The sequence below is a fragment of the Pseudomonas sp. S30_BP2TU TE3576 genome, from assembly GCF_050436025.1.
GTDB lineage: Bacteria > Pseudomonadota > Gammaproteobacteria > Pseudomonadales > Pseudomonadaceae > Aquipseudomonas.
In genome coordinates this window covers 5,990,211-6,016,101 of the sequence record NZ_JBNDLK010000001.1, presented here as the reverse complement: position 1 = coordinate 6,016,101, position 25,891 = coordinate 5,990,211, and the positions used below count along the sequence as shown (strand labels likewise).

General features: G+C 60.4%; 17 protein-coding genes and 1 pseudogene. 13 read left to right on the top strand and 5 right to left on the bottom strand.

Annotated features, from left to right (window positions below; translation table 11 throughout):
- Both ABIA48_RS27425 and pssA read right to left on the bottom strand, forming a co-directional pair.
- Nucleotides 1-159 (bottom strand): annotated as a pseudogene (locus ABIA48_RS27425) (AraC family transcriptional regulator); the annotation flags it as partial.
- A 259-nt stretch (nt 160-418) separates the two neighbouring features.
- Nucleotides 419-1,762 (bottom strand): CDP-diacylglycerol--serine O-phosphatidyltransferase, encoded by a 1,344-nt coding sequence (gene pssA / locus ABIA48_RS27420; protein WP_429492745.1) that lies wholly within the window; start codon nt 1,760-1,762, stop codon nt 419-421.
- Between the two features lie 217 nt (nt 1,763-1,979).
- Between pssA and ABIA48_RS27415 the strand changes: the two genes are divergently transcribed.
- From ABIA48_RS27415 to ABIA48_RS27405, 3 genes are all read left to right on the top strand, one after another.
- On the top strand, nt 1,980-2,543 hold the full coding sequence (locus ABIA48_RS27415) for a TetR/AcrR family transcriptional regulator (RefSeq protein ID WP_429492743.1): 564 nt from the start codon (nt 1,980-1,982) through the stop codon (nt 2,541-2,543).
- A 56-nt stretch (nt 2,544-2,599) separates the two neighbouring features.
- Nucleotides 2,600-3,076 carry a DUF1348 family protein gene (locus ABIA48_RS27410; RefSeq protein WP_007983885.1) on the top strand — a complete coding sequence of 159 codons (477 nt, stop codon included), beginning with the start codon at nt 2,600-2,602 and terminating at the stop codon, nt 3,074-3,076.
- A 186-nt stretch (nt 3,077-3,262) separates the two neighbouring features.
- Nucleotides 3,263-4,042, top strand: coding sequence for a TSUP family transporter (locus ABIA48_RS27405; protein ID WP_429492741.1), 780 nt, complete (start codon nt 3,263-3,265; stop codon nt 4,040-4,042).
- On the opposite strand, the gene nudC is transcribed toward ABIA48_RS27405, so the two are convergent.
- Together nudC and ABIA48_RS27395 are read right to left on the bottom strand one after the other, a co-directional pair.
- On the bottom strand, nt 4,010-4,840 hold the full coding sequence (gene nudC, locus ABIA48_RS27400) for an NAD(+) diphosphatase (RefSeq protein WP_429492739.1): 831 nt from the start codon (nt 4,838-4,840) through the stop codon (nt 4,010-4,012). The genes ABIA48_RS27405 and nudC overlap by 33 nt on opposite strands.
- 6 nt (nt 4,841-4,846) lie before the next feature.
- Nucleotides 4,847-5,659 (bottom strand): crotonase/enoyl-CoA hydratase family protein, encoded by an 813-nt coding sequence (locus ABIA48_RS27395; RefSeq protein ID WP_429492737.1) that lies wholly within the window; start codon nt 5,657-5,659, stop codon nt 4,847-4,849.
- A gap of 560 nt (nt 5,660-6,219) precedes the next feature.
- Between ABIA48_RS27395 and glgA the strand changes: the two genes are divergently transcribed.
- The 10 genes from glgA to ABIA48_RS27345 all read left to right on the top strand — a co-directional run bounded on the left by glgA (nt 6,220) and on the right by ABIA48_RS27345 (nt 23,551).
- On the top strand, nt 6,220-7,803 hold the full coding sequence (gene glgA, locus ABIA48_RS27390) for a glycogen synthase GlgA (RefSeq protein ID WP_429492735.1): 1,584 nt from the start codon (nt 6,220-6,222) through the stop codon (nt 7,801-7,803).
- A gap of 12 nt (nt 7,804-7,815) precedes the next feature.
- Entirely contained in the window at nt 7,816-9,612 is a 1,797-nt protein-coding gene (gene treZ / locus ABIA48_RS27385; RefSeq protein ID WP_429492733.1) for a malto-oligosyltrehalose trehalohydrolase, read from the top strand.
- Complete coding sequence (malQ, locus tag ABIA48_RS27380) at nt 9,609-11,687, top strand: 4-alpha-glucanotransferase (RefSeq protein ID WP_429492731.1); 2,079 nt, start codon at nt 9,609-9,611, stop codon at nt 11,685-11,687. Before treZ ends, malQ begins: the two co-directional genes overlap by 4 nt.
- Nucleotides 11,684-14,479, top strand: coding sequence for a malto-oligosyltrehalose synthase (locus ABIA48_RS27375; protein ID WP_429492729.1), 2,796 nt, complete (start codon nt 11,684-11,686; stop codon nt 14,477-14,479). The genes malQ and ABIA48_RS27375 overlap by 4 nt, the downstream gene beginning before the upstream one ends.
- A 21-nt stretch (nt 14,480-14,500) precedes the next feature.
- A complete protein-coding gene (locus ABIA48_RS27370; RefSeq protein WP_429492727.1) occupies nt 14,501-14,821 on the top strand; it encodes a DUF2934 domain-containing protein in 321 nt (106 codons plus the stop codon).
- Between the two features lie 218 nt (nt 14,822-15,039).
- Nucleotides 15,040-17,202 carry a glycogen debranching protein GlgX gene (gene glgX / locus ABIA48_RS27365; protein ID WP_429492725.1) on the top strand — a complete coding sequence of 721 codons (2,163 nt, stop codon included), beginning with the start codon at nt 15,040-15,042 and terminating at the stop codon, nt 17,200-17,202.
- Nucleotides 17,203-17,417: 215 nt separating this feature from the next.
- Entirely contained in the window at nt 17,418-18,176 is a 759-nt protein-coding gene (locus tag ABIA48_RS27360; RefSeq protein WP_429492723.1) for a PIG-L deacetylase family protein, read from the top strand.
- Between the two features lie 191 nt (nt 18,177-18,367).
- The gene (locus ABIA48_RS27355) at nt 18,368-19,132 is read left to right on the top strand and encodes an endonuclease/exonuclease/phosphatase family protein (protein WP_050548684.1); all 765 of its coding nucleotides are present in this window, start codon (nt 18,368-18,370) and stop codon (nt 19,130-19,132) included.
- Nucleotides 19,133-19,552: 420 nt separating this feature from the next.
- Nucleotides 19,553-20,620 (top strand): autotransporter domain-containing protein, encoded by a 1,068-nt coding sequence (locus ABIA48_RS27350; RefSeq protein WP_429492720.1) that lies wholly within the window; start codon nt 19,553-19,555, stop codon nt 20,618-20,620.
- Nucleotides 20,621-20,701: 81 nt separating this feature from the next.
- A complete protein-coding gene (locus ABIA48_RS27345; RefSeq protein ID WP_429492718.1) occupies nt 20,702-23,551 on the top strand; it encodes an RHS repeat domain-containing protein in 2,850 nt (949 codons plus the stop codon).
- A 108-nt stretch (nt 23,552-23,659) separates the two neighbouring features.
- On the opposite strand, the gene glgB is transcribed toward ABIA48_RS27345, so the two are convergent.
- Nucleotides 23,660-25,891: a 1,4-alpha-glucan branching protein GlgB gene (gene glgB, locus ABIA48_RS27340; RefSeq protein WP_429492716.1), complete on the bottom strand. Its 2,232-nt coding sequence runs from the start codon at nt 25,889-25,891 to the stop codon at nt 23,660-23,662.

The following is a 25,891-nucleotide window of genomic DNA, read 5'->3' as shown; positions in this document are numbered from 1 at the left end:
CGCATAAGCAGTGGCCGGCACGCGGGCGTCGGTGTTGCCCAACAGCTGCGGGTCGATGCCAACCTTGTTCAACACCTCTTGCGTGGCGATTCCCGGCGCGCAGCTTTGCAACAGTGCTTCACGCACCAGTTGAATGGAGATGGTGTCTTTTTCCGACATGGATCGCGGCAAGCCCTGTTCTTGTTCGAGTGGGGGGCATATTAGCTGAAACCGCTACCTCAACGCAGATCCCTTGTGGGAGCGGGCTTGCTCGCGAAAGCAGTGTGCCTGTCGTTGATGTACTGAAAGTGAAAACGCCTTCGCGGGCAAGCCCGCTCCCACAGGTTATTCAGCGAACACAGAGTTTGTGTACGACAAAGATCCCTGTGGGAGCGGGCTTGCCCGCGAAGGCGTCAGTCGCCGCAGGCTGCGATCTTTTTCAGAGGATGCGATAGAGCAACCGCTCGATCCGCACACGGCTCACGCGCTTGAGGAACTTGGCGACGCCCACCGGATACTCGGCGAGGGTTTCCAGGTTCTGGAAGTGCTCGATTCGCCGGGTGTGCTGGAAGATCTCCGCCAGCTCTTTGCCACGCGGCTCCAGCAGTTCGCCATGGGGATCATCGATCAACAGGGCGTTTTCCAGATCGAGTCGAAACGCCCGCGGATTGAGGTTGTTGCCGGTCAGCAAGGTATAGCGCCGGTCGATCCACATGCCCTTGAGGTGATAGGTGTTGTCGCCATCACGCCACAGGTGCAGGTTCAACTGCCCGCTGTCGATGTGGCGCTGATGACGCTTGGCAAATCGGCGCAAGCTGATTTCGTACAGGTACGGCAGCGCCGAAATGACCCGGAACGGTTCGCTCGGCGGAATGTAGAAGTCGTTGGCGGTCTTGTCGCCGACCACGATGTCGATCTTCACCCCACGAGCCAGCGCGCGGTTGATCTCGCGGATGATCGCCAGCGGCAGGTTGAAATACGGTGTGCAAATGGTCAGTTGCTGCTGGGCGCTGGCGATCAGTTCGCAGATCACCCGGTTCAACGGATTGTTCTTGCCGACGCCGAGCAGCGGGCTGACGGACAAACCGGTCCTGTCGGTGGTGCCCCGCGTGGTGTCGTACGCCGCGTGCTTGAGGCGGCTGCGCAGGTCACCGATGTCATTGCGCAGGCTGCGGGTGGTCGGCAGGTTCGGCAGGTCGAGGCGGTGCACCGCTTTGGAAGCCATGAGCCCGTGCTGCACCAGGTGCTGCATCGAATCGGCCAGATCACGATTGTGCAGCAGGTGATAGCGGTCGTAGCGGTACTTGTCGAACTTGTGCAGATAGACGTTGTTCAGGCTCGCGCCGCTGTAGATCACGCAGTCATCGATCACGAAGCCTTTAAGGTGCAACACACCGAACAGTTCGCGGGTTTGTACCGGGACGCCATAGACCGGCACAACACTTTCGTGGGTGCGGGTCATTTCCTGATACCAGGCGGAGTTGCCCGGTTGCTTGCCGGCACCGATCAGCCCGCGCTGGGCGCGCAACCAGTCGACGACGACGACCACATCCAGTTCCGGACGCGCCAGTTTGGCGGCGTGCAAGGCATCGAGAATTTCCTGGCCGGCTTCATCCTGTTGCAGGTACAGCGCAACGATGTAAATGCGCCGGGTCGCGCTGGCGATTTTCTCCAGCAAGCAACGACGGAATTCGGCAGCGCCGGAGAGGATGCTGACGGCATCGGCCGTCAGCGGAAAACTGCGCAGCTTGGGCAGCAGGGAGCGTTTGAAAAGCAACGGCATAGGGCTCGCAATGGGTCGAATCCGAAGAGGTTGAGAGCTTACACCATCGATAGCTTTGGGTCTTGTTACTGTCTGTAATGCGCTCTTCGCGAGCAAGCCCGCTCCCACATTTGAATTGCGTTCCCCTGTGGGAGCGGGCTTGCTCGCGAAGACCATTTATCAGGCACTACAAAAATATCGATTGACCAAGGAGAACGATCATTCTACTGTTAGCCACATGAACGAAATCACTAGCAATGACACACGCGACATTATTCTGGATGTCACCGAAAAGTTGATCTACAAAAGTGGCATTGCCGCCACTGGCATGGATCTCCTGGTGAAAACCGCCGGTGTCTCCAGAAAAAGCATTTACCGCTACTTCGCCAACAAGGACGATCTGGTGGTGGCTGCCCTGCAACGGCGGGACCAGCGCTGGATGCATTGGTACCAAAGCGAAGTCAACCAGGCACAAACCCCGGCCGGGCGGCTGCTCAACCTGTTTACCGTACTTCAAACGTGGTTCGCCTCCGAAGGCTTCCGCGGCTGCGCCTTCATCAACACCAGTGGCGAAACCGGCGACCCGCAAGACCCGGTGCGCCTGGTCGCCAAAGAACATAAACAGAAACTGCTCGACTACGTGTGCGAGCTGTGTACCGAATATGGTGCCGAGGATCCGCAGATGCTGGCCAGACAGCTGCTGATCCTGATCGATGGTGCCATTACCGTGGCGCTTGTAACGGGTGATCACAGTGCCGCCGATAATGCGCAATGCATGGCGCGAAAGTTATTGGACCTGTAACAACTCAATCAAGCTCAACAATATGTTTGAACATCAACTTGATACGGAGACTGCAAATGTCTAATGCCGAAATTCGTCCGCCATTGCCCCCTTTCACCCGTGAATCGGCCATCGAGAAAGTTCGCCTGGCTGAAGACGGCTGGAACTCCCGGGACCCGGAGCGCGTGTCCCTGGCCTACACCCTGGACACCCAATGGCGCAATCGCGCCGAGTTCGCCCACAACCGCGAAGAAGCCAAAGGTTTCCTGACCCGCAAATGGGCCAAGGAGCTGGATTATCGGCTGATCAAGGAACTCTGGGCATTCACCGACAACCGCATCGCCGTGCGTTATGCCTATGAATGGCACGACGACTCGGGCAACTGGTTCCGCTCCTACGGCAACGAAAACTGGGAGTTCAACGAGGACGGCCTGATGGCCCGCCGCTTCGCTTGCATCAATGACATGCCGATCAAGGAAAGCGAGCGCAAGTTCCACTGGCCGTTAGGGCGTCGTCCAGACGATCATCCGAGCCTGTCGGATCTTGGCCTGTAAATTCACCGATACCACTTGTGGGAGCGGGCTTGCTCGCGAAGAGGCCGTCAGATCCAGCATAAATGCTGGCTGACACACCGCTTTCGCGAGCAAGCCCGCTCCCACATTGGTTTTGTGTTGTGCAGGTGGTTAAGATGCTGCCCTTCCCCGCAGCCTCTTTCTTCACCCGCCGAATAAGCCGATCCCATGCCTTTCGAACTCAGCGTTGACCTCTCCACCCTGGCCATCCTGGCCCTTGTCGCTTTTGTTGCCGGCTTCATCGACGCCATTGCCGGTGGCGGTGGTCTGTTGACCACCCCCGCCTTGCTCACGGCCGGCCTGCCGCCGCATCTGGTGCTGGGCACCAACAAACTCAGTTCGACCTTCGGCTCGGCCGTCGCCAGCTTCACCTTCTACCGACGCAAGCTGTTCCATCCCGCGCAATGGGTGCATGCCATCGTCGGCACCCTGGTCGGCGCGCTGACTGGCGCCGTGGTCGCGCATTACCTGCCGGCGGAATGGCTGAACAAAATGCTGCCGGTGATCGTCTTCGCCTGCGGTGTTTATCTGTTGTTTGGCGGCACGCCGAAAGCGCCGCTGGACAGCAACGCACCGATCAAGAAAAAGTGGCAGTCGACCCAAGGCTTCAGCCTCGGCTTCTATGACGGCGTGGCCGGTCCCGGTACGGGCGCGTTCTGGACCGTGAGCAGCCTGCTGCTTTACCCCATCGACCTGGTGAAGGCCAGCGGTGTGGCGCGCAGCATGAACTTCGTCAGTAACGCAGCGGCGCTGTCGATCTTCATCTTTTCCGGTCAGGTGGACTGGATCATCGGCCTGTGCATGGGCTCATCGTTGATGGTCGGCGCCTTTTTCGGCGCCCGCACCGCCATCAGCGGCGGCGCGAGATTCATTCGTCCGGTGTTCATCACCGTGGTGTTGGGCCTGACCGTGCGCCTAGCCTGGCAGCACTGGTTCAGCGTGGCCTAAACGCCGCGCCACGTAGACGTCGATCAGGTAACGGGCAATCGAGCGTGACGCCGGCAACGGCGGCAGGTCGCGAACGTTGAACCACTGGGCGTCTTCGATCTCGTCCTCCTGGCAGACGATCTCGCCACCGGCGTATTCGGCATGAAAACCGAGCATCATCGAATGCGGGAACGGCCAGCACTGGCTGCCCAGGTACTGGATGTTCCTGACCTCGATGCTCACCTCTTCACGAACCTCGCGAATCAGGCAGTCCTCGGCCGATTCGCCCGGTTCGGCAAACCCGGCCAGGGTGCTATAGACACCCGGCACGAAGCGCGGCGAACGCCCCAGCAGAATCTCGTCGCCGCGGGTCACCAGCACGATCATGCTCGGTGAGATTCGCGGGTAATAGCGCAAGTCACAGGGTTCGCAGTACATCGCCCGTTCACGCACCACCTGATGGGTCACTTGCCCGCAATTGCCACAAAAGCGGTGTTCGCGGGCCCAGGTGCCGATCTGTGCGGCGTAACCGAGAATCTTGTAGACCGTGTGATCGCCTTCCAGCATGAACGCCCGCAGACCTTTCCAGTTGCAACCCGGCACTTCGCTGTGATTGCGCAGCTCCAGCAGGTACACCGGCTCGCCATCCAGATGACCGATGCCATGTTCGGCGAGGATCGACAGGTCCTGACGCTTTAACCATTCGCGCGGAAACAGAGCGCCATTGTCATCGAACAGAAAGCCTTCGGGGCTGCGCGCAACGGCCCAGCCTCCGGGTTGGTCGGTATCCAGTACTGCGGTGGTCCAGCGAGGAATCATGGTTAATCAATCCAGAAATTCGGGTTTCTGTTTGCTCATATGGGCGGCCATGGCCACGCGCAGATCGGTGGATTGCAGCATGGCGGCGTTCCAGGTAGCGACGTATTCAAGGCCGTCATCGATGCGATGGTCACGCATATAACTGATCATCTCTTTGGTGCCGGTGACGGCGATCGGCGACTTGCTGGCGATTGCGTAGGCAATGCCCATGACACCGTCAAGCAGGCTGGCGTTGTCGCTGTAGACGCGATTGACCAGGCCCATGCCTCGCGCTTCGTCGGCACCAAACGTGCGACCAGTGTAAGCCAGTTCACGCAGCATGCCGTCACCGATGATCCGCGGCAAGCGTTGCAACGTTCCGACGTCGGCGGCCATGCCGATGTCGATTTCCTTGATCGAAAATTGTGCGTCCCCGGCGGCATAACGCATGTCGCACGCGGCAATCAGGTCGATGGCGCCACCCAGGCAGTAACCCTGAATGGCCGCAAGCACCGGTTTGCGGCAGTTATCGACCGCGTTGAACGACGCTTGCAGGCTGAGGATCTTGCGCCGCAACAGGCGCGCATTGCGCCCCACGTCCTTGCCCAATTCATTGGCCACCCCGGCCAGCAACATCAGGTCGATACCCGATGAAAAATGCTTGCCTGCCCCGCTGAGGACCACCACGCGCACTTCATCGGTGTCGTCGATCCACTGGAAGATCTCGACGATCTCGCTCCAGAACGCAGCGTTCATCGAGTTGATCTTCTCCGGACGGTTGATCTGCACATGGGCGATTTTATCGACCAGTTCGACGTTGAACGCGCTGTACTGAGACATGCCAGTGATCCTTTTGCGGGCAAAAATGAGGCCCGAACTATAACAAGGCACCAAGGTGGGCTGTAAGGCAGTGGTTCGGCCAAATGCGGGACTTGCCAAGTGCGCACCATAACAGTGCGAAGCCCTCAAAGCGCTTCGCACATTTATGTGACTGCCCAGTGACTTTTTGAGGCAAAAACGCAAAAAAACCTGCACTTCGTCGGGACGTTTGCACCTCGATCAGGCACGTCCGTACCGCTACAAACCGATTGTCGAACAATTTTGCCATCTGACCTTTACCGCTCTAAGTTCTGGCCTAGACTCATTTTCTCAAGACGAAACCGGTCGGTCACAAAGTGGAAAAATAGTCGAAACTTTTTCCAATCCCGATCGGTCCTCTGAAAAGAAGGTGCGTTGCGACTGGTGCAATCTTTGCAATGGCTCATTCACCCCTTTTGCTTCGACGCATTGGGCAGCGCTTGCTCAATGATGCGTAGCGCGTTTGCGCCCGGCCACGGGAATTGGCCGTGAAACACCGTTTGCCAGACCTAAGAATTAGATCAACAACACGGGAGATTCATATGATCAGTACGGCTTTGGAAATACAGGGAGAGCGTGCTCATCAGATCGGCGAGTCGAGCGCCGTAACTGCCGCAAACACCCAACCCGTCAGCGTTCCTGGCACCAGGACGCCGGCCCCGGTAGCCAAGCAGAATCCGAACCGTAAAAAAGTGTTGTTCGTCACCTCGGAAATTGCCGACCTGGTGAAAACCGGTGGCCTGGGCGACGTTTCCGCGGCGTTGCCACGGGCCATGGCCCATCTGCATGATGTGCGGGTGCTGATCCCGGGTTACCCGCAGGTACTGCACAGCGAGAACCCCATTCATATCATCGGTGAGCTCGGCGGTCATGCCGCATTGCCACCGTGCAAGATCGGGCGCATGGACATGCCCGACGGTCTGGTCATTTACGTGTTGATCTGCCCCGAACTCTACGAGCGCGAAGGTTCGCCCTACGGCGCCAACAACGGCCGCGACTGGCCGGACAACCATATCCGTTTCGCCCGCCTCGGCCTGGCAGCTGCCGATATTGCCGCCAACCTCGCGCAAATCCACTGGTGCCCGGACCTGGTGCACGCCCACGACTGGCCGGCTGGCCTGGCCCCGGCCTACATGCACTGGCGTGGGCAGCGCACGCCGACGCTATTCACCATTCACAACCTGGCCTATCAAGGCGTGATCAGCCTGGGTTCGTGCCCCGAGCTGGGCATTCCCCATCACGCGCTGCAACAGGAGGGCATGGAGTTCTACGGCAAGATGTCGTTCCTCAAGGCCGGCATGGCCTACTCGAGCCACATCACTACGGTCAGCGCGACCTACGCCCAGGAAATCACCACCCCGGACTTCGGCTGCGGTCTCGACGGTTTTCTCGCCGCCAAGACCCAGCAAGGCCTGCTCAGCGGGATTCCCAACGGCATCGATGAAAGCTGGGATGCGGCGACCGACCCGCACCTGTTCTGCCCGTTCGAAATTGGCGACTGGGACGGCAAGGCCGTGAACGCCGCCCATGTCCGTGAGCTATTTGGCCTGCAAGATTCCGAAGGACCGCTGTTCGCGGTGGTTTCGCGTCTGGTCTACCAGAAAGGCCTGGACCTCACCGAAGCGGTCTCCGAGTACATCGTCAAATCCGGCGGCCAGATCGCGATCATCGGCCGTGGCGAGCCGGAAGAAGAACAGTCAATGCGCGAACTGGCTTTGCGTTTCCCGGGGCAGATCGGCGTGCGCATCGGCTTCAACGAAACCGACGCCCGACGCATGTTCGCTGGCAGCGATTTCCTGCTGATGCCTTCGCGTTACGAGCCGTGCGGCCTGAGCCAGATGTACGCCCAGCGCTTCGGTTCGTTGCCGGTGGCACGCAATACCGGTGGCCTGGCCGACACGATCGAAAACGGCGTGACCGGTTTCCTGTTCGATGAATCCACCGTGCAGAGCTACCAGGAAGCCCTGAGCCGGGCCTTCAAGGTGTTCGCCTTCCCCGACCTGCTGCATGCCATGCGCTGCCGGGCCATGGCAGCGCCATTCAACTGGTGCAAGGCGGTCGAACCCTACGCCGAACTCTACGAACAGCTTGTGGCGAAAGCGCTGGGGAAATCGAACAAACAGTAAGAGGCTTGCAAGATGCCGTTACGGACCCTTGAGACCTGGCCCCACGGCGCAATCATGCTGGATGCCGAGCACACGCGATTCGCGTTGTGGGCGCCAGATGCGTTTTACGTCAGTGTCGAACTGGAAAATGGACAGTCCTTGCCGTTGCTGCCCCAGGCCGACGGCTGGTTCGTGAGCAACACCCGCTGTCCGGCAGGCACGCGTTACCGCTACAGCATCGACGGTGAGCTGGAGGTGCCCGACCCTGCCTCCCGCGCTCAGGCCGGCGATATTGACCAGCACAGCGTGGTGGTCAATCCGCTGGCCTATACGTGGCAACACAGTGCTTGGCGGGGACGCCCGTGGAACGAGGCGGTGATCTACGAGTTGCACGTCGGTACGCTCGGCGGCTTCAGTGCCGTCGAGATGCATCTGGCGCGGCTGGTCGAACTGGGCGTCACCGCGATCGAACTGATGCCTGTCGCGCAGTTTCCCGGTGAGCGCAATTGGGGCTATGACGGCGTCCTGCCCTACGCGCCCCAGGCTTCATACGGCTCCCCCGAGCAACTCAAGCACTTGATCGACACCGCCCACGGCCACGGCCTGGCGGTGATTCTCGACGTGGTCTACAACCACTTCGGCCCGGACGGCAACTACCTGCATCGTTATGCCAAGGGTTTCTTCCGCGAAGACCAACACACTCCATGGGGCGCCGCCATCGACTTCCGGCGCCGCGAAGTACGGGACTTCTTCATCGAAAACGCCTTGATGTGGCTGCTGGAATACCGCTTCGACGGGTTGCGCCTGGATGCGGTGCACGCCATCGAAGACCCGGATTTCCTCCAGGAACTGGCACGACGGGTGCGCCAGCAGACAGGACCGGCGCGACATGTCTGGCTGATGGTGGAGAACGAACACAACCAGGCCAGCCTGCTCGAGCATGGTTACGACGGGCAATGGAATGACGACGGTCACAACGCCTTGCATGTATTGCTGACAGGCGAAACCGAAGCCTATTACGCCGACTACGCGCAAAGCCCCACCGAACAACTGGCGCGCTGCCTGAGCCAGGGTTTCGCGTTCCAGGGCGATCTCAACCGCCATGGTGTAGTGCGCGGTGAACCCAGCGGGCATTTGCCGCCCGGCGCATTCATCCTGTTTTTGCAGAATCATGATCAGATCGGCAACCGGGCCTTCGGCGAGCGCCTGCATCAACTCGCCCATCCGCAAGCACTGCGGGCCGCCACGGTGTTGCTGCTGTTGTCGCCGATGATTCCACTACTGTTCATGGGCGACGAGTTTGCCGTCGAACAACCCTTCCTGTTTTTCACCAGCCATCACGGTGAACTGGCCAGGCAGGTCCGCGACGGCCGGCGCAATGAGTTCGCTGCGTTCAGCACGTTTGCGGACCCTGTCCTGCGCGAACACATTCCGGACCCGAATGACCCGCAGACGTTTGCAGCGTCCCGCCCTGTCCTGCCATCGACCGGCCATTGCGAGATGCACGACCTGTATTGCCGGCTGTTGCAGATCCGTCACCGGCACATCATCCCGCGCCTGCCGGGCGCCCAGGCACTGGGCAGCGACGTGCTGGGCGAAGGCGCGGTCAGCGCAGCCTGGCGTTTGGGCGATGGCAGCCAACTGCGCATTGACCTGAACCTCAGCGACAGGCCCGTTGTCCACACCTCACTGTCCGGTGCCGCGCAGTTGTTCGAATACCCGCCACAGAGCACCGACCTGCTGGTCCAAGGCACCCTTGCCCCGTATTGCGCGCTCGTCAGCCTCGCCGCCGCAGCCCCCCTTGCTACCTCGTATGGAGAGCGTCCATGAGTGATGCGCAACTGGAAATCCTGGCCAGCCGTGCCGGCCTCGCAGTCGACTGGATCGACGCCAACGGTCGCCCGCAAAAAGTCCCGCCTTCAGTGTTGCGCAATGTGCTGACCGGCCTTGGCCACCCGGCCGGCAGTGCCCAGGAAATCGACGCCAGCCTGCTGGAATTGCAGGCGGTGCAACAAACGCACCGCTTGCCGCCTTTGATCACCGCCGATGTGGGAGTGGGCCTGGATCTGTCACGTTACTTCGAGCCTCAAACCCCTTGCGACATCCACCTCGAAGACGGTTCGCGGCTCGACCTGAAACTGGACGCCAACGCCGCACTGCCGGGGCTGATACCGGTCGGCTATCAACAGGTCAACATCGACGGACAAACCTTCACCCTGGCAGTGGCCCCGGCCCGTTGCTACAGCGTGGCCGATGCCGTGGATAATCCGATCCCGCGCGCCTGGGGCCTGAGCGTGCAGTTGTATGGATTGCGCCGCCCCGGCGATGGCGGATTTGGTGACACCCAGGCGCTGGAAGACCTCGCCCGGGTGGCCGGTGAGCGTGGCGCCGAGGCGCTGGCGATCAGCCCGTTGCATGCGATGTTTTCCAGTGACACCCGACGCTACAGTCCGTATTCGCCGTCCAGCCGTTTGTTTCTCAACAGCCTTTACTGCGCCCCCGGCACCATTCTCGGCGAACGCGCACTGCGTACCGCCATTGATGCAACCGGACTGGCAAAAGAACTCAAGGAGTTGGAAGAACGTCCGCTGATTGACTGGCCGGCCGCCGCCGAAGCCAAGCATCGATTGTTGCAATCGCTGTACGAGGGTTTCGTCCACGGCGAACACCCGTTACACGCAGACTTCAGCAGTTTTCGTCACGCCGCTGGTGAAGCACTGGAAAACCACTGCCGCTTCGAAGCCATCCAGGAGGCTCGCGCCGCCCGCGGTGAGCACCTCGACTGGCGGCAGTGGCCCGAACCCTGGCGCAACCCGCGCAGCGCCGAACTGGCGGCATTTGCCGAAGAGAATGCCGAACGCATCGGCTTCTTCGCCTTCTGTCAGTGGCTGATCACCCGCTGCCTGGAGCGCGCGCAAACCGCCGCCCGCGCCAGCGGCATGAGTATTGGCCTGATCGCCGACCTGGCCGTCGGCGCCGACGGCGGCGGCAGCCAGGCCTGGAGCCGGCAGGACGAACTGCTTGCCTCCCTCACCGTCGGTGCGCCACCGGACATTCTCAACCGCAGTGGCCAGGGCTGGGGGGTTTCCGCGTTCTCCCCTGAAGGCCTGGTGCGCAATGGCTTCCGGGCCTTCATCGAAATGCTGCGGGCGAATTTCGCCCACTCCGGTGGCTTGCGCATCGATCACGTCATGGGCTTGCAGCGTTTGTGGGTGATCCCCAACGGCTCGCCACCGGCCGACGGTGCTTATCTGTATTACCCGGTGGACGATCTGCTGCGTCTGTTGACCCTGGAATCCCATCGCCATCAAGCCATCGTCCTCGGCGAAGACCTCGGCACCGTGCCGGACGGCCTGCGGGAAAAACTCATCGCCCGTTCGATACTCGGCATGCGGGTACTGCTGTTCGAACAGGACAACACGCACTTCAAACCCATCCTTGACTGGCCGGATAACGCCCTGGCGACCACCAGCACCCATGACCTGCCCACCCTCAACGGCTGGTGGCATGGCCGCGATATCGACTGGAACGCCCGGCTCGGCCTGGTCGATGCCAGCGCTGAAATCGAATGGCGCCAGCACCGTGAACGTGAGCGCGAAGGCCTGCGCCGGGCGTTGAGCCAGGACCCGCAAAACTTTCGCGAAGAGTCCCACGAAACTGACCAGGTGCTCGATGCCAGCGTGCGTTTTCTCGGTCATACCCGGGCGCCACTGGTGCTGCTACCGCTGGAAGATGCGCTTGGCGTGGAACAACAGGCCAATCTGCCCGGCACGATCGATACCCACCCCAACTGGTCGCGGCGCTTGCCCGGTTACAGCGAAGCCCTGCTCGATGGACCGGATGCGGCACGACGTCTGGAACTGCTCGCCTGTGCGCGACTTCAGGCGGCCGAGCGTGATCGATGACAAAAGAGCTGACCCGCCCGCTGCGCGCCACTTTGCGGCTGCAATTTCATAAAGGCTTCACGCTGGAAGATGCGGTGCCACTGGTGCCGTATTTCGCCCGCCTCGGCATCAGCCATGTCTATGCCTCCCCGCTGTTGCGCGCCCGCGCCGGGTCGATGCATGGCTATGACGTGGTGGACCCGACCAGGGTCAACCCGGAACTGGGTGGTGAGGCGGCGCTGCGCAGTCTGGTCAGCGCCTTGCACGGGCAGAACATGGGCTTGATCCTCGACATCGTCTCCAACCACATGGCGGTCGGCGGCAGTGATAATCCCTGGTGGCTGGATTTGTTGGAGTGGGGGCGCCTGAGCCCCTATGGCGAGTTTTTCGATATCCAGTGGCACTCCCCCGATCCGTTGATGGAAGGCCAGTTGCTCCTGCCGTTTCTCGGCAGCGACTACGGCGTCGCGTTGCAGGACGGCACCCTGCCCTTGCGATTCGATGCCTGGCACGGCACGTTCCATGTCGAGCACTACGAACACCACTTTCCCATTTGCCCAAGCGATTACGGCGAATTGCTCAGGGTAGATGCACCGCTTGATGCGCAACAGGCCGAACAACTCAAGACCCTGGCCGATCGTTTCAGCACTTTGAGCTACCAGACCGACGCCCACAGCCTGGCCATGCCGCTGAAAGCAGAACTGTGCGATCTGGTCAGCGATCCGCTCATTGCTCAAGCCATCGAGCAACACTTGAAAAACTACGACTCACTCACCGGCGAAGGCTTGCGGCGCCTGCACAACCTGCTGGAACGCCAGAGCTATCGCCTCGCCAGTTGGCGCACCGCCGCCGATGACATCAACTGGCGACGCTTCTTTGATATCAATGAACTCGGTGGTCTGCGCGTCGAGCGCCCGGCGGTGTTCGAAGCCACCCACGCGAAGATCTTCCAACTGGTGGCGCAAGGGCTGATCGACGGGTTGCGCATCGACCATATCGACGGCCTCGCCGACCCGCGGGGCTACTGCCGCAAACTGCGCCGCCGGGTGGACAGTCTGTCAGCGGGCCGCCACTTGCCCATCTATGTCGAGAAGATCCTCGGCGAAGGCGAGACCCTGCATCGCGACTGGTCGGTGGACGGCAGCACCGGTTACGAATTCATGAACCAGTTGTCACTGCTGCAACACGACCCACGGGGCGCGCAGACACTGGCCAGACTCTGGCAGCGTCACAGTGAGCGGCCCGCCGATTTCTCCCGGGAAGCACAACTGGCCCGCCAGCAAATCCTCAACGGTTCCCTGGCCGGGGATTTTGAAAGCGTCGCCCAGGCCTTGCTGCAAGTGGCCCGGGACAATCTCATGACCCGCGACCTGACCCTCGGCGCCATTCGCCGGGCATTGCAAGCGCTGATCGTGCACTTCCCGGTGTACCGCACCTACATCAGCGCCCTTGGCCGTTCGCCCCAAGACGAGGTGTTTTTCCAGCAGGCCATGGACGGCGCCCGTCAAACCCTGGGCGAGGCAGACTGGCCGGTGCTCGACTGCCTGGCCGGCTGGCTCGGCGGTGAGCCCTGGCGGCAGCGCCCGGCCGGTCGCCAGCGCAAACGCCTCAAGCACGCCTGCGTACGCTTCCAGCAACTGACCTCGCCGGCAGCGGCGAAAGCGGTGGAGGACACCGCGTTCTATCGTTCGGCAGTCCTGCTCTCGCGCAATGACGTGGGCTTCAACACCGAACGGTTCAGCGCAGCGGTCACCGACTTTCATCAGGCCTGCCTCGAGCGCCTCGAAACCTTCCCGGACAATCTGCTGGCCAGCGCCACCCACGACCACAAGCGCGGCGAAGACTCACGGGCGCGGCTGGCGGTACTGAGTGAACGCAGTACCTGGTACGCCGACCAGATTGACCTGTGGCGCGCCCTCGCCCGGCCATTGCGCGATGACGATCAAGTGCCGTCGGCGGGCGATGAATTGATTCTGTATCAAACGATCCTCGGCAGCTGGCCACTGGAGTTGGGTATCGATAATCCATCGGCGCTCGAGGACTACGCCAAACGCCTCTGCCAGTGGCAACGCAAGGCCCTGCGCGAAGCCAAACTGCAAAGCAGCTGGAGCGCGCCCAATGACCCTTACGAGCAAGCGACCGAGGACTTCATCCGGCGCCTGTTGCTCAGCCCCGAAGGTGAGCTGTTGCGCACCGCCCTCGCCAAGACTGCCCGATCGATTGCCGTTCCCGGTGCGCTCAACGGATTGGCGCAAACCTTGCTGCGCATGACCGTGCCCGGCGTGCCGGATCTTTATCAGGGCAACGATTTCTGGGACTTCAGCCTGGTCGATCCGGACAACCGTCGCCCGGTGGATTACACCCGCCGCCAGCAGACGATGCAGCCACCGGTTGATCCAGCGGACCTGCTGGCGAACTGGCGTGACGGGCGGATCAAGCAAGCCTTGATTGCGCGCACCTTGAACCTGCGTGCCGAGCATGCCGAGCTGTTTCGGCGTGGCACTTACCAGGCCCTGGAAGTGGTGGGCAGCGAGGCCCATCGAGTGCTGGGTTTTGTCCGTGAACGGGGGGGGAAACGCGCCATCGTGATTGTGCCGATACGCTGTGCCGAACTGCAGAAAAACGGTGCCAACCCACAGGTCCACGCGCCGCTGTGGGGCGATACCCGGGTCAAATTGCCGTTCACCGTCCCTGACGAGCATCTGCAGGGACTTTTTTCCGGCATCACAGTCACAAAACACAGGGAACTGCCGGTTAGCGCCGCGCTGGGGGATTTCCCGGTCAATCTGATTATTCAAACAACCCACACTTGAGTTCAGTTCAGGAGCATAGCGATGAGTACCGACGATAAACGCATCCGCGAATTCGCCTATCAGATCTGGGAGTCCGAAGGAAAGCCCGAAGGTCAGGAGGCCCGCCACTGGGAGATGGCGTGCAAACTGGCAGAAGCCGAAGCCCTGGCCCCGAAAAAACCAGCTAAAGCAGCGGCGAGCAAAACCCCGGTCAGCAAAACGGCCAATGGCAAGGCTGGCGAAAGCAAAATCGCTGTGCCCAAAACCAAAGCCAAGCCTGCAGCGGCTTCGAAAGTGATTCCGCCGGGGGAAAAAGCCGTCGAGAAAAAACCTCGAGCACCACGAAAACCGCCCGCGGTCTGAATATGTCTTGAGGCCCCTTCGCGGGCAAGCCCGCTCCCACAGGGACCTGTGCATTGCCACAGATTGCAGCCACACCATCAAACACTGTGGGAGCGGGCTTGCCCGCGAAGAGGCCATCACTTTCAGCATTGATGTTGCCTGACACACCGCCTTCGCGAGCAAGCCCGCTCCCACAGGTTGCAATGCTGATCAGCGAGTTTTTGTAGCCAGGAGCACTTATGACCAGTCCAAAGAAAGCCGCCGCGCCAGCCCCTCGTGCCGAGGTCACGCGAATCCGCGAAGGCCTGCCCTTCCCGCTGGGCGCCACCTGGGATGGACTGGGAGTCAACTTCGCCCTGTTTTCCGCCCACGCCACCAAGGTTGAACTGTGCCTGTTCGACGACACCGGCGAGGTGGAACTCGAACGCATCGAACTGCCCGAATACACCGACGAGATCTACCACGGCTACCTGCCCGACGCTCATCCGGGGCTGATCTACGGCTATCGCGTGTACGGTCCCTACGACCCGGCCAACGGCCATCGCTTCAACCCCAACAAACTGCTGATCGACCCCTACGCCAAACAGCTGGTCGGCAAGTTGAAATGGTCCGAAGCGCTGTTCGGCTACACCATCGGTCACCCCGACGCCGACCTCAGCTTCGACGAGCGGGACAGCGCGCCCTTCGTGCCCAAGTGCAAGGTCATCGACCCGGCGCACACCTGGGGCCACGATCATCGTGTCAGCGTGCCGTGGGACAAGACGATCATTTATGAAACCCACGTGCGCGGTTTCAGCATGCGTCACCCTTCGGTTCCGGAAAACCTGCGCGGAACCTTTGCCGGGTTGATGGTTGACGATGTGGTGGAATACATCCGCAAGCTCGGCGTGTCGACCGTGGAACTGCTGCCAATCCACGCGTTCGTCAACGACCAGCATTTGCTGCACAAGGGCATGACCAATTACTGGGGCTACAACAGCATTGCGTTCTTCGCCCCCGACCCGCGTTACCTGGCCAGCGGCAAGATTGCCGAATTCAAGGAAATGGTTGCGCACCTGCACGAAGCCAACCTGGAGGTGATCCTCGACGTGGTCTACAACCACACCGCCGAGGGCAACGAACAAGGCCCGACCCTGTCCATGCGCGGCATCGACAACGCGTCCTACTACCGCCTCAAGCCCGATGACAAGCGCTTCTATATCAACGATTCCGGCACGGGCAACACCCTGGACCTGAGCCACCCGTGCGTGCTGCAAATGGTCACCGACTCCCTGCGCTACTGGGCCTCGGAGATGCACGTGGACGGGTTTCGCTTCGACCTGGCGACCATCCTCGGGCGTTATCACGACGGCTTCGACGAACGCCACAGCTTCCTGGTGGCCTGCCGCCAGGACCCGGTGCTGCGCCAGGTCAAACTGATTGCCGAACCCTGGGACTGCGGTCCCGGCGGTTACCAGGTCGGGCGCTTTCCGCCGGGGTGGGTCGAATGGAACGACAAATTCCGCGACACCGTGCGCGCGTTCTGGAAAGGCGACGACGGGCAACTGGCTGACTTTGCCAGCCGCCTGACCGCTTCGGGCGAAATGTTCAACCAACGTGGCCGCCGGCCCTGCTCATCAGTCAATTTCGTCACCGCCCACGACGGTTTCACCCTCAATGACCTGGTGTCGTACAACGACAAACACAACGAAGCCAACGACGAAGACAATCAGGACGGCAGCAATAACAACCTGTCATGGAACCACGGCGTCGAAGGCCCCACCGACGATCCCAAAATCAACGCGCTGCGGCATCGGCAGATGCGCAATTTCTTCGCCACCCTGCTGCTGGCCCAGGGCACGCCGATGCTGGTGGCCGGCGACGAATTCGCCCGCACCCAGGACGGCAACAACAATGCGTACTGCCAGGACAGCAAGATCGGTTGGGTCAACTGGGACCTCAGCGAAGACGGCAAGGCCCTGCTCCAGTTCGTCAAACGCCTGATCAAGTTGCGCCTGACGTATCCGATCCTGCGCCGTGGACGCTTCCTGGTGGGTAATTACAACGAGGACATCGGCGTCAAGGACGTGACCTGGCTGGCGCCGGATGGCTCGGAAATGACCACCAAGCATTGGCACGATGCGCACAATCGTTGCCTGGGCATGCTGCTCGATGGCCGTGCCCAGGAAACCGGTATACGCCGCAAAGGCGCGGATGCGACGTTAATGCTGGTGGTCAATGCCCATCACGACATCGTCAATTTCCGGCTGCCGGAAGTGCCTGACGGCGGTTTCTGGACGTGCATGATCGACACTAACCAGCCGTCGATCCACGGCCAGGAGCGCTTGGAGTTTGGCCATGAGTACTCGGTCACCGGCCGCTCCTTGCTGCTGTTCGAGTTGCAACATGAGGAAGAAGAATAAAGGAGACATCCGGCATTCATGGCGCCAACACCGCAGAGCGGAAAAATCATTTTGGATAACTTCGCGACGCGACGAATAGCCTTACATGAGCAATACTCGATGCGTGGCAATCCCGGGTTTGGCTTGCCGCACATTGCTATCAACGAGCCCTCACGGGTCTGCCGGGCCTGGACCGCGCACGACTGAAGGCGAAGCAAAACAAGGACGTGGTACCCATGAAATCCGTTTCCATCAGCGAAGCCAGCCTGCCATCACAGATCTGGAACAGTGCCCCGCAACTGGACAACATTCCGGTCATCAGCACCCAAACCCTGGTACCCACCGGCGCACGCGCAGTGCTCATTGCCCCGCACCCCGGCGATGAAGTCGTGACCTGCGGCGGCCTCCTGCAATTGCTCAGCAACCTGGGCCACCCATTGCAATTGCTCTCGATCACCGACGGCAGCGCCAGCCATCCGGGCTCTCGGCAGTGGTCGGAAAAACGCCTCAGCGTATTTCGTCCCCAGGAAAGCGTCGAAGCCATACGCCGGCTCGGGTTGCCGATGCACAGCCTGAAGTGGATTCGTGGCGGGTTTACCGACAACGCGCTGGCGGAATACGAAGAACAGATAACCCGATTCATCACACGCTACCTGCGCCCCGGTGATGTGGTGTTCAGCACCTGGCGCGAGGACGGTAACGTCGACCACGACACCGTTGGCCGCGCCAGCGCCAGAGCGGCGGCCAGCGCAGGGGCAACTTACAACGACGTACCGCTCTGGGCCTGGCACTGGCCGGCAAGGGACCGCGAGCTGATTCCCTGGCATCGTGCACGCAAGGTGCGCCTCGATACCTGGACCGTAGCCCGCAAGAGCCACGCCACCCACGCCTACGCCAGCCAACTCGATGGCGAACCGGCCATCGGTCTAGCGCCGTTGCTGCCTCGAGCGCTACTGGAGCGCATCCGTTTGCCTTATGAAATCGTCTTCGTCTAAGCCCACAGCGCTTTTCTGTAGGAGCGAGCCTGCTCGCGAAAAGCCTGAGAGCGCCGCAGAGTGTCAGATTTGGCGCGTTGGCGTTAAAGGCAAACTGAACTGCCCGTCCATGCCTCAGTCGCATACATAGGCAGCCTTGAATCAGAGGAGCGCATGTGGCCAGTCATTCAACACGGCAAACAGCCGAATCAATGCCATTGAACACACCCCCGGCCATCCATCGGCTTCGAGTGCTGACGGTCAACACCCACAAGGGATTCACCGCACTCAACCGGCGCTTCATCCTCCCCGAATTGCGTGAAGCGGTGCGCAGTACGTCGGCAGACCTGGTGTTTTTGCAAGAAGTCGTCGGCGAGCACGAACGCCACTCCTCGCGCTACAACGATTGGCCACAAACCTCGCAATATGAATTCCTTGCCGACAGCATGTGGAGCGACTTCGCCTATGGGCGCAATGCTGTCTATCCCGCCGGTCATCATGGCAATGCCCTGCTGTCGAAATACCCGATCCGCGAGTACCGAAACCTGGATGTTTCCATTACCGGTCCGGAGCGCCGCGGTTTGCTGCATTGCGTGCTGGACGTACCGGGGCATAGCGAAGTCCATGCCATCTGCGTTCACTTCAGCCTGCTGGAAAGTCATCGTCAGCTGCAATTGCAGTTGCTCTGCCAACTCCTCGAGTCCCTGCCTGACCAGGCGCCGGTGATCATTGCCGGCGACTTCAACGACTGGCAAATGCAGGGCAACGCCGCCCTTGCCCGCCGCGATGACTTGCACGAAGCCTTCGAACGCCACCATGGCCGGCCGGCCAAAACCTACCCCGCACGGTTTCCCTTGTTGCGCCTGGACCGTGTCTACCTGCGCAACGCCAGCAGCCATGAGCCGCAAATACTCGGGAACAAGCCGTGGACGCACCTTTCTGACCATTTGCCGTTGGCGGTGGAAGTGCATCTCTGAGATGGTGCTGAGCGTCGCGGCATCCGTCAGTGTGTATGCCGGTGTCGACTACACCAGCAATATCGACAGCAACCAACAACGGGGAACATTCGGTAACGTGGGGGTTCGGGTGAAGTGGTGAAGGTTGAAAAGCACTCTGAGCCGAGGTTTTTTTGACGCTTTTTCAAACAAACAAGAACTTAGAGATACGTCATAAATCAGTCACTTAAACCATTACCACTGATCGGCGATTCTCTTGACTCGACCGTTTCGGTCTTCTTGACTTCACGTTACTACCCCCGGAATAACCACCAGGACCAGCCGCGGACTCCCGTAAAAACGGGCAGTCCGTGACAGGTCCTAATCCATTCGGTCGCCCCTCATTCGGGGTAGGAGAGACGCCAGAGCGAGATTGCGCATGCGACTACAAGGCAGACCTCCATGAAAATTTCACTCACCCCACAAGAGATCAAAGTCATTTTTTTCACGGTGTCGAGTTCACTCCTGCTGTGTTCCTCCATCGAAGTGCAAGCCGCCACTGCCGAACAAGACACAGCCCCATGGTATCGCCAGGACATCCCGACGCCCGGTTTGTCTACCATCGCAGTAACCTATCCCGGTCAATTCAGCGCTCACCCCGATCTACGCAGTTCCAGCCTGACCACCGAAGACGCCGCCCCTACGACCTGGGACCAACTCTACGGCCAGCCCTCTCGCCAGGCACAAACCGATTACCTATCCCCGGGGCTGGCCGTCCCCGGCACCAACGAACTCAAAGGCCCGGCGATCCTGACCCTGCAAAGCGCCAGTGGCCATACGCACAGGGTCGGCCTGGTGGGCGGTGCGAGTCACTTCCAGCTCAACAACAACGGCGCGCAGGTCACCCCGGCAATGTCCAATCCCGGAAGCGACACACTCAAGCTCCAGGGGCAAAGTCTCGGCGCTTATTGGAGCCTGACCGGGCCGCAAGGCTGGCACGTCGACCTGACCGCCAGTGGTGGCCGGGTCAGCGGCTTCAGCCGCAACGCGCAAGGGACCCGAAGAGCCACCGAGGGCAGCGCGATGACGCTGTCGGTGGAAGGTGGCTTCCCCATCGGCCTGGGCGAAAACTGGGTGATTGAACCCCAGGCGCAGTTGATCAATCAGCGCATCACCCTGGACACCCCCTATGCCGGATCAGGCAACGCGTCTGCCACTGACCTGAACTCGTGGAGTGGCCGGGTCGGTGCGCACTTGAAAGGCAGTTACGACATCAACGGCTTGCCGGTCGAACCCTACGTGCGGACCAACTTATGGCGCACGGTGTACAGCGGCAACACTGTGACGCTCGATCAGGTGGACAAGATCAGCAGCAGCCGTAGTTCATCTACCGTGGAACTGGGTCTGGGTCTCGTCGCCAGAATCACCCCGTCCGTAAGCCTGTACGTCAGCGCCGACTACAGCAGCGACGTGGACGACAACGATCTGAACGGTTTGATTGGCAGCCTGGGTGTGCGGATGCGCTGGTGAAAACTGGTATTTCTTACAGTATCCAAGGCGCTGGTGGTGATGCATTGTGAGGGCAGATAACCCTAGTCAAGGCCCTCACCGATGCCTGTGGATTATGTGCATGGCGGCACCCCGACCCTTGCGGTCATGGACCCACGGGGTCTGGCGCTCCGGGCGGTGCAGTTCCACCGGCGGCAGGCGACCGATCCGGTTGAGGTGCGGGTGACGCATCAACGGTTTGATGCCAACGGCCGGCCGGTGGCCAGTCGTGATCCGTATCTGTTTGCCTTGGCTCAGAGCGATGGGTCGGTGCCGGCGAATGTGAGTCAGGTGTTCAGCCTGTCCGCTGTGCCGTTGGCGAGTGACAGTGTGGACGCCGGGTGGCGGGTGGCGCTGCCAGGCGCTGCTGGGCAAATCGTGGAGCGGTGGGACGGGCGTGGCAGTCATTCGTCAACCCAGTTCGATGCGCTGTTGCGCCCGGTGGCCGTGCGCGAACGTGGTGGCGATGGCACTGAACTGGTGCCTGAGCGCTTGACCTATGCCGGGGTTGATGACGACGCCGTTGCCCACAACCTATGCGGTCAATTAGTTCGGCATGACGATCCGGCTGGCACGCTGCACTTGAAGGAACTGGGAATCGGTGGCGCAGTGCTGCAACAGACCCGGCACTTTTTGCGCGCTGCCGATGCGCCAGATTGGCCGGTGAGTGAAACCGCCCGCGATGCATTGCTTGAACCCGGCGACGGCGCCACCACCTCGCAGGCCTACGCACCCAGCGTCGAACTACTCCAGCAAACGGATGCGTTGGGCAACCGCCAGCGCTTTGCCTACACCGTCGCCGGCCAACTGAAAAACACTCGGTTGACCTTGGTCGGTGAGGACGAGATGACGCTGGTCAGCGATCTGCACTACAACGCCGCTGGCCAGATCGAAACGGAAACCGCCGGCAACGGCGTGATCACCCGCCACCGCTACGACCTCGCGGACGCACGCCTCATTGGCTTGAGCGCGCACAAAGCCGATGGCACGCCCCTTCAAGACTTGCGCTACAGCTACGACGCCACCGGCAACGTGCTAAGCCTCGAAGACGCCGCCCAAGCGATCCGCTACTTCAACAACCAGCGCATCGAACCGATCAAGACCTACCGTTACGACACCCTCGATCAACTGATCGAAGCCAGCGGCCGGGAAGCCAAAACCGGCCACGGCGGTCCTGCCCTGCCCGACCTGCAACCCCTGCCCCTCGACCCCAACCAGATCGCCCACTACACCCAGACCTACCACTACGACGCCGGCGGCAATCTGCTGAACCTGGTGCACGTCGGCGCCCAGGCCCACGGCCGCACTTTGACTCGCGCCCGGTACAGCAACCACTGCCTGCCCGAGCGCAACGGCCGGCCACCGACTGAAGCGGAACTGGCCGCCGGGTTCGATGCCAATGGCAACCTGCGTGAACTGCAGGTCGGCCAGGCGCTGGAATGGGATTTGCGCAATCAACTGACCGTCGTGCGCCCGGTGATCCGTGAAAGCGCAGAGGATGACTACGAACGCTATCTCTACGACGACGGCGGACAACGCGTGCGCAAGCTCCGCGCCACCCAGACCGGCGCCCGCACACTGATCAGCGAAGTGCGCTACCTGCCCGGCGTGGAAATCCGCAGTCACGGCGGCACCGGGGAAGTCCTTCACGTGATCAACGCCAGCGCCGGCAGCAATAGCGTGCAGGTGCTGCATTGGGTCGCCCAAAAACCCGGAGACATTGCCAACGATCAGGTGCGTTACAGCCTCAACGACCACCTGCAATCCAGCACGCTGGAACTGGACCAAAACGCCAACCTGATCAGCCAGGAATGGTATTACCCGTTTGGCGGCACGGCTTGTTTCGCGGCACGTTCGGCCACAGAAGCCAAGTACAAAACCGTGCGTTATTCGGGCAAAGAGCGGGATGCAACGGGGCTTTATTACTACGGATTCCGCTATTACGCGCCGTGGTTGCAGCGGTGGATTAATCCGGATCCGGCGGGATATGTGGATGGGATGAATTTATTTGCGATGGTCAGAAATAGACCCATAAATTTTGGTGATCTGGATGGGAATACAGGAAAGGAGTTAACGCAGGACGAAATAAACTCCATTGAGAGACAGCTTATTAAACACAAGAACGACCTTCCTGAAGCAGACTTAATCAGCACAGCCACCGACTACCTGGAACTCAAAAAAGTACAACCTGAAAAATATATTGATTACTTCAGAGCTCGTCTCGGCTTCATAGGACAACCAGAAGCCTATGACAGACCTTTAACAGAAGGTGAAAAAGAGGGAATACAACTCATTTGGGGAACAAATGCGGGCGCCCTTTACTTCAAGGGACATAGCCGCAACCACTACGAGAACAACCCCTCTGACGTAATAAAAAAATCGCTCCCCGAAACCAGAACGGCAGCCCATTCAGAGCTCATAAAAAATAATGGCAACTTCGGATCACTTAAGCTGCCCCTTGCCAGAAAGCAGAAAGCGTACGACCCAGCGATAAAACTACTAGAGCTCCACGCCAAAGACTCTAAAAAAACAATTAACCTATTGGCAGCATCACTTGGTCCGAAAATGGCAGGCGTGCTCTACCGCGGAACTAAATTGCAAAATCCAGATAGCATTAAAGTAGGTGACATACTACAAACCAGCATATTTATGGCTTTTACTCCAGACAAAAAAACCGCAAGCAAATTCACAGACAAATTTCATGTTCCTAGCACCTCACGGCAAACGCACCCAGTACTTATAGAAACGACAAGCAAAGCATTTAAAGTAAATCACACCCCCGAAACGGAGGGTTTATTCAAGCCAATGACTCAATTTGTCGTCAACAGTATTTCTAAGGACAGCTGGGGGCTACACCACATTGAAATTACTCAAAGAAAGTTCGAGGCAACGCTCAGTGCGAAATGGATTTAGTTATTATTGCGCATCAGAAACAAATAAAACTTATAACTAACCATCCCTGACAGGCTGTACTTATATGAGCGTCGACCTGTCAGGGTTATCGAATAAAATGGAAGTCAGCTACCCCTCCGGCCGCAACATCAACACCGCCAACGGCGGCAAATTCAACACCAACGACAACGCCTGCCCATGGCTCGGCGTTTCTTCGGCAACAACCCCGCCACTGTTGCCGTAGTTGGAACCGGCATAGATAGACGAATCGCTATTGAGCACCTCGCTCCACTGCCCGGCAAACGGCACCCCGACGCGATACGCCTCGCGCGGCACCGGCGTGAAGTTGGCTACCACCAGCACCGGCTTGCCTTCCTTGCTCCAGCGCAACCACGCATAGACGCTATTGATCGCGTCGTCGCCGATCAACCATTGGAAGCCTTGCGGCACATCATCCTGCTCGTGCAGTGCCGGCTCTTCGCGGTACAAGCGATTGAGGTCACCCACCAGTTTTTGCACGCCTTTGTGTTCGGGGTACTGCAACAAGTACCAGTCCAGTTGCTGGTCGTGGTTCCACTCGCGCCACTGGCCGAACTCGCAGCCCATGAACAATAGTTTCTTGCCCGGGTGCGCCCACATGAAACTCAGGTAGGCCCGCAGGTTGGCGAATTTCTGCCAGCGGTCGCCGGGCATTTTGTCGATCAGCGAATGTTTGCCGTGCACTACTTCATCATGGGAGATCGGCAGGATGAAACGTTCGGACCAGGCATACACCAGGCCGAAACTCAGCTCGTTGTGGTGATGGGCGCGGTAGACCGGGTCTTGCTGGATGTAATGCAGCGAATCGTGCATCCAGCCCATGTTCCATTTGTAGGCAAAGCCCAGGCCGCCCTGTTGCGTGCCCTGGCTGACGCCCGGCCATGCGGTGGACTCTTCGGCGATCACCAGTGCGCCCGGCGCTTCCAGTGCCACGACGTCGTTGAGGTGGCGCAGGAAGTCGATCGCCTCCAGGTTCTCCCGCCCGCCATGGCGGTTCGGTACCCATTCGCCGGCCTTGCGCGAGTAGTCGCGGTACAGCATCGAGGCCACTGCATCGACGCGCAGGCCGTCGACGTGGAAATGCTTGAGCCAGTGCAGCGCCGACGCCAGCATGTAGCCATGCACTTCGGTGCGCCCGAGGTTGTAGATCAGCGTGTCCCAATCCTGGTGGAAGCCTTCTTGCGGGTTGCCGTACTCGTACAACGCCGTGCCGTCGAACTGGGCCAGGCCATGGACATCGGTCGGAAAATGCGCAGGTACCCAGTCGAGGATCACCCCGATGTCGGCCTGGTGGCAGGCGTTGACGAACGCGGCGAATTCGTCCGGGGTGCCAAAACGCGCACTCGGAGCGAATTGCGACAGCAACTGATACCCCCACGAACCGCCGAAGGGGTGTTCCATGATCGGCATCAGTTCGATGTGGGTGAAGCCCAGTTCCTTCACGTACGGAATCAGTCGCTCGGCCAATTCAGGCCAGGTGTATTGCCGGGCCACTTCACCGAGGTCATCGAGTTCGCATTGCCATGAGCCGGCGTGCAACTCGTAGATCGACAGCGCCGCGGTCGGGCGCTGGCGTTCGCCACGGGACAGCATCCAGTCGTGGTCCTGCCAGTCGACCTTCAGCGGCGAAGCGACTTTCGACGCGGTGTCTGGCGGCAGGCTGGTGGCCAGCGCTACCGGGTCGGCTTTCAGCGGCAGAATGCCGTGGGCGCCGAGAATCTCGTATTTGTAGGCGTCCCCTGCTTGCAGGCGCGGGATGAACAACTCCCAGACACCGGTGGGATGACGCAGGCGCATTGGATGGCGGCGCCCGTCCCAGACGTTGAAATCACCCACCACCGACACCCGCCGGGCATTCGGCGCCCACACGGCGAAACGCACGCCGTCGACGCCGTCCACGGTCTTGAGTTGCGCGCCCAGGCACGCACTGAGGTCGCGGTGATTGCCTTCGGCAAACAGGTACAAGTCCATTTCGCCCAGCAACGGGCCGAAGCTGTAGGGGTCTTCGGCCGTTTGCTCGCCGCCGGCCCAACGGGTGCGCAGCAGATACGCCTGCGCATGGTCGAAATGCCCGACAAACAACCCCGGCGTCGCTGTGGCTTCAAGATGCCCGAGCTCTTCGCCGGACGCCCTGGCCAGCACCTGCACACTCAGGGCACCCGGCAAATAAGCGCGAATGAACTGCCCGCCAGCGCCATCGGCGTGAGGGCCGAGAATTGCAAACGGATCGATATGCTCGGCGCGCACCAATGCATCGATATCCCGCGCGCTGGGTAGCAGCGCTTCTTTGTGATGACCCTGTTCCTTGTTCGAGACACTCAT

Coding starts and splice junctions, on each gene's coding strand:
- ABIA48_RS27405 (WP_429492741.1), top strand. CDS start 3,263: ATGCCTTTCGAACTCAGCGTTGACCTCTCCACCCTGGCCATCCTGGCC.
- treZ (WP_429492733.1), top strand. CDS start 7,816: ATGCCGTTACGGACCCTTGAGACCTGGCCCCACGGCGCAATCATGCTG.
- ABIA48_RS27370 (WP_429492727.1), top strand. CDS start 14,501: ATGAGTACCGACGATAAACGCATCCGCGAATTCGCCTATCAGATCTGG.
- ABIA48_RS27360 (WP_429492723.1), top strand. CDS start 17,418: ATGAAATCCGTTTCCATCAGCGAAGCCAGCCTGCCATCACAGATCTGG.
- glgB (WP_429492716.1), bottom strand. CDS start 25,891: ATGAGTGTCTCGAACAAGGAACAGGGTCATCACAAAGAAGCGCTGCTA.
- glgA (WP_429492735.1), top strand. CDS start 6,220: ATGATCAGTACGGCTTTGGAAATACAGGGAGAGCGTGCTCATCAGATC.
- ABIA48_RS27355 (WP_050548684.1), top strand. CDS start 18,368: ATGCCATTGAACACACCCCCGGCCATCCATCGGCTTCGAGTGCTGACG.
- pssA (WP_429492745.1), bottom strand. CDS start 1,762: ATGCCGTTGCTTTTCAAACGCTCCCTGCTGCCCAAGCTGCGCAGTTTT.
- malQ (WP_429492731.1), top strand. CDS start 9,609: ATGAGTGATGCGCAACTGGAAATCCTGGCCAGCCGTGCCGGCCTCGCA.
- glgX (WP_429492725.1), top strand. CDS start 15,040: ATGACCAGTCCAAAGAAAGCCGCCGCGCCAGCCCCTCGTGCCGAGGTC.
- ABIA48_RS27345 (WP_429492718.1), top strand. CDS start 20,702: ATGCCTGTGGATTATGTGCATGGCGGCACCCCGACCCTTGCGGTCATG.
- ABIA48_RS27375 (WP_429492729.1), top strand. CDS start 11,684: ATGACAAAAGAGCTGACCCGCCCGCTGCGCGCCACTTTGCGGCTGCAA.
- nudC (WP_429492739.1), bottom strand. CDS start 4,840: ATGATTCCTCGCTGGACCACCGCAGTACTGGATACCGACCAACCCGGA.
- ABIA48_RS27395 (WP_429492737.1), bottom strand. CDS start 5,659: ATGTCTCAGTACAGCGCGTTCAACGTCGAACTGGTCGATAAAATCGCC.
- ABIA48_RS27415 (WP_429492743.1), top strand. CDS start 1,980: ATGAACGAAATCACTAGCAATGACACACGCGACATTATTCTGGATGTC.
- ABIA48_RS27410 (WP_007983885.1), top strand. CDS start 2,600: ATGTCTAATGCCGAAATTCGTCCGCCATTGCCCCCTTTCACCCGTGAA.
- ABIA48_RS27350 (WP_429492720.1), top strand. CDS start 19,553: ATGAAAATTTCACTCACCCCACAAGAGATCAAAGTCATTTTTTTCACG.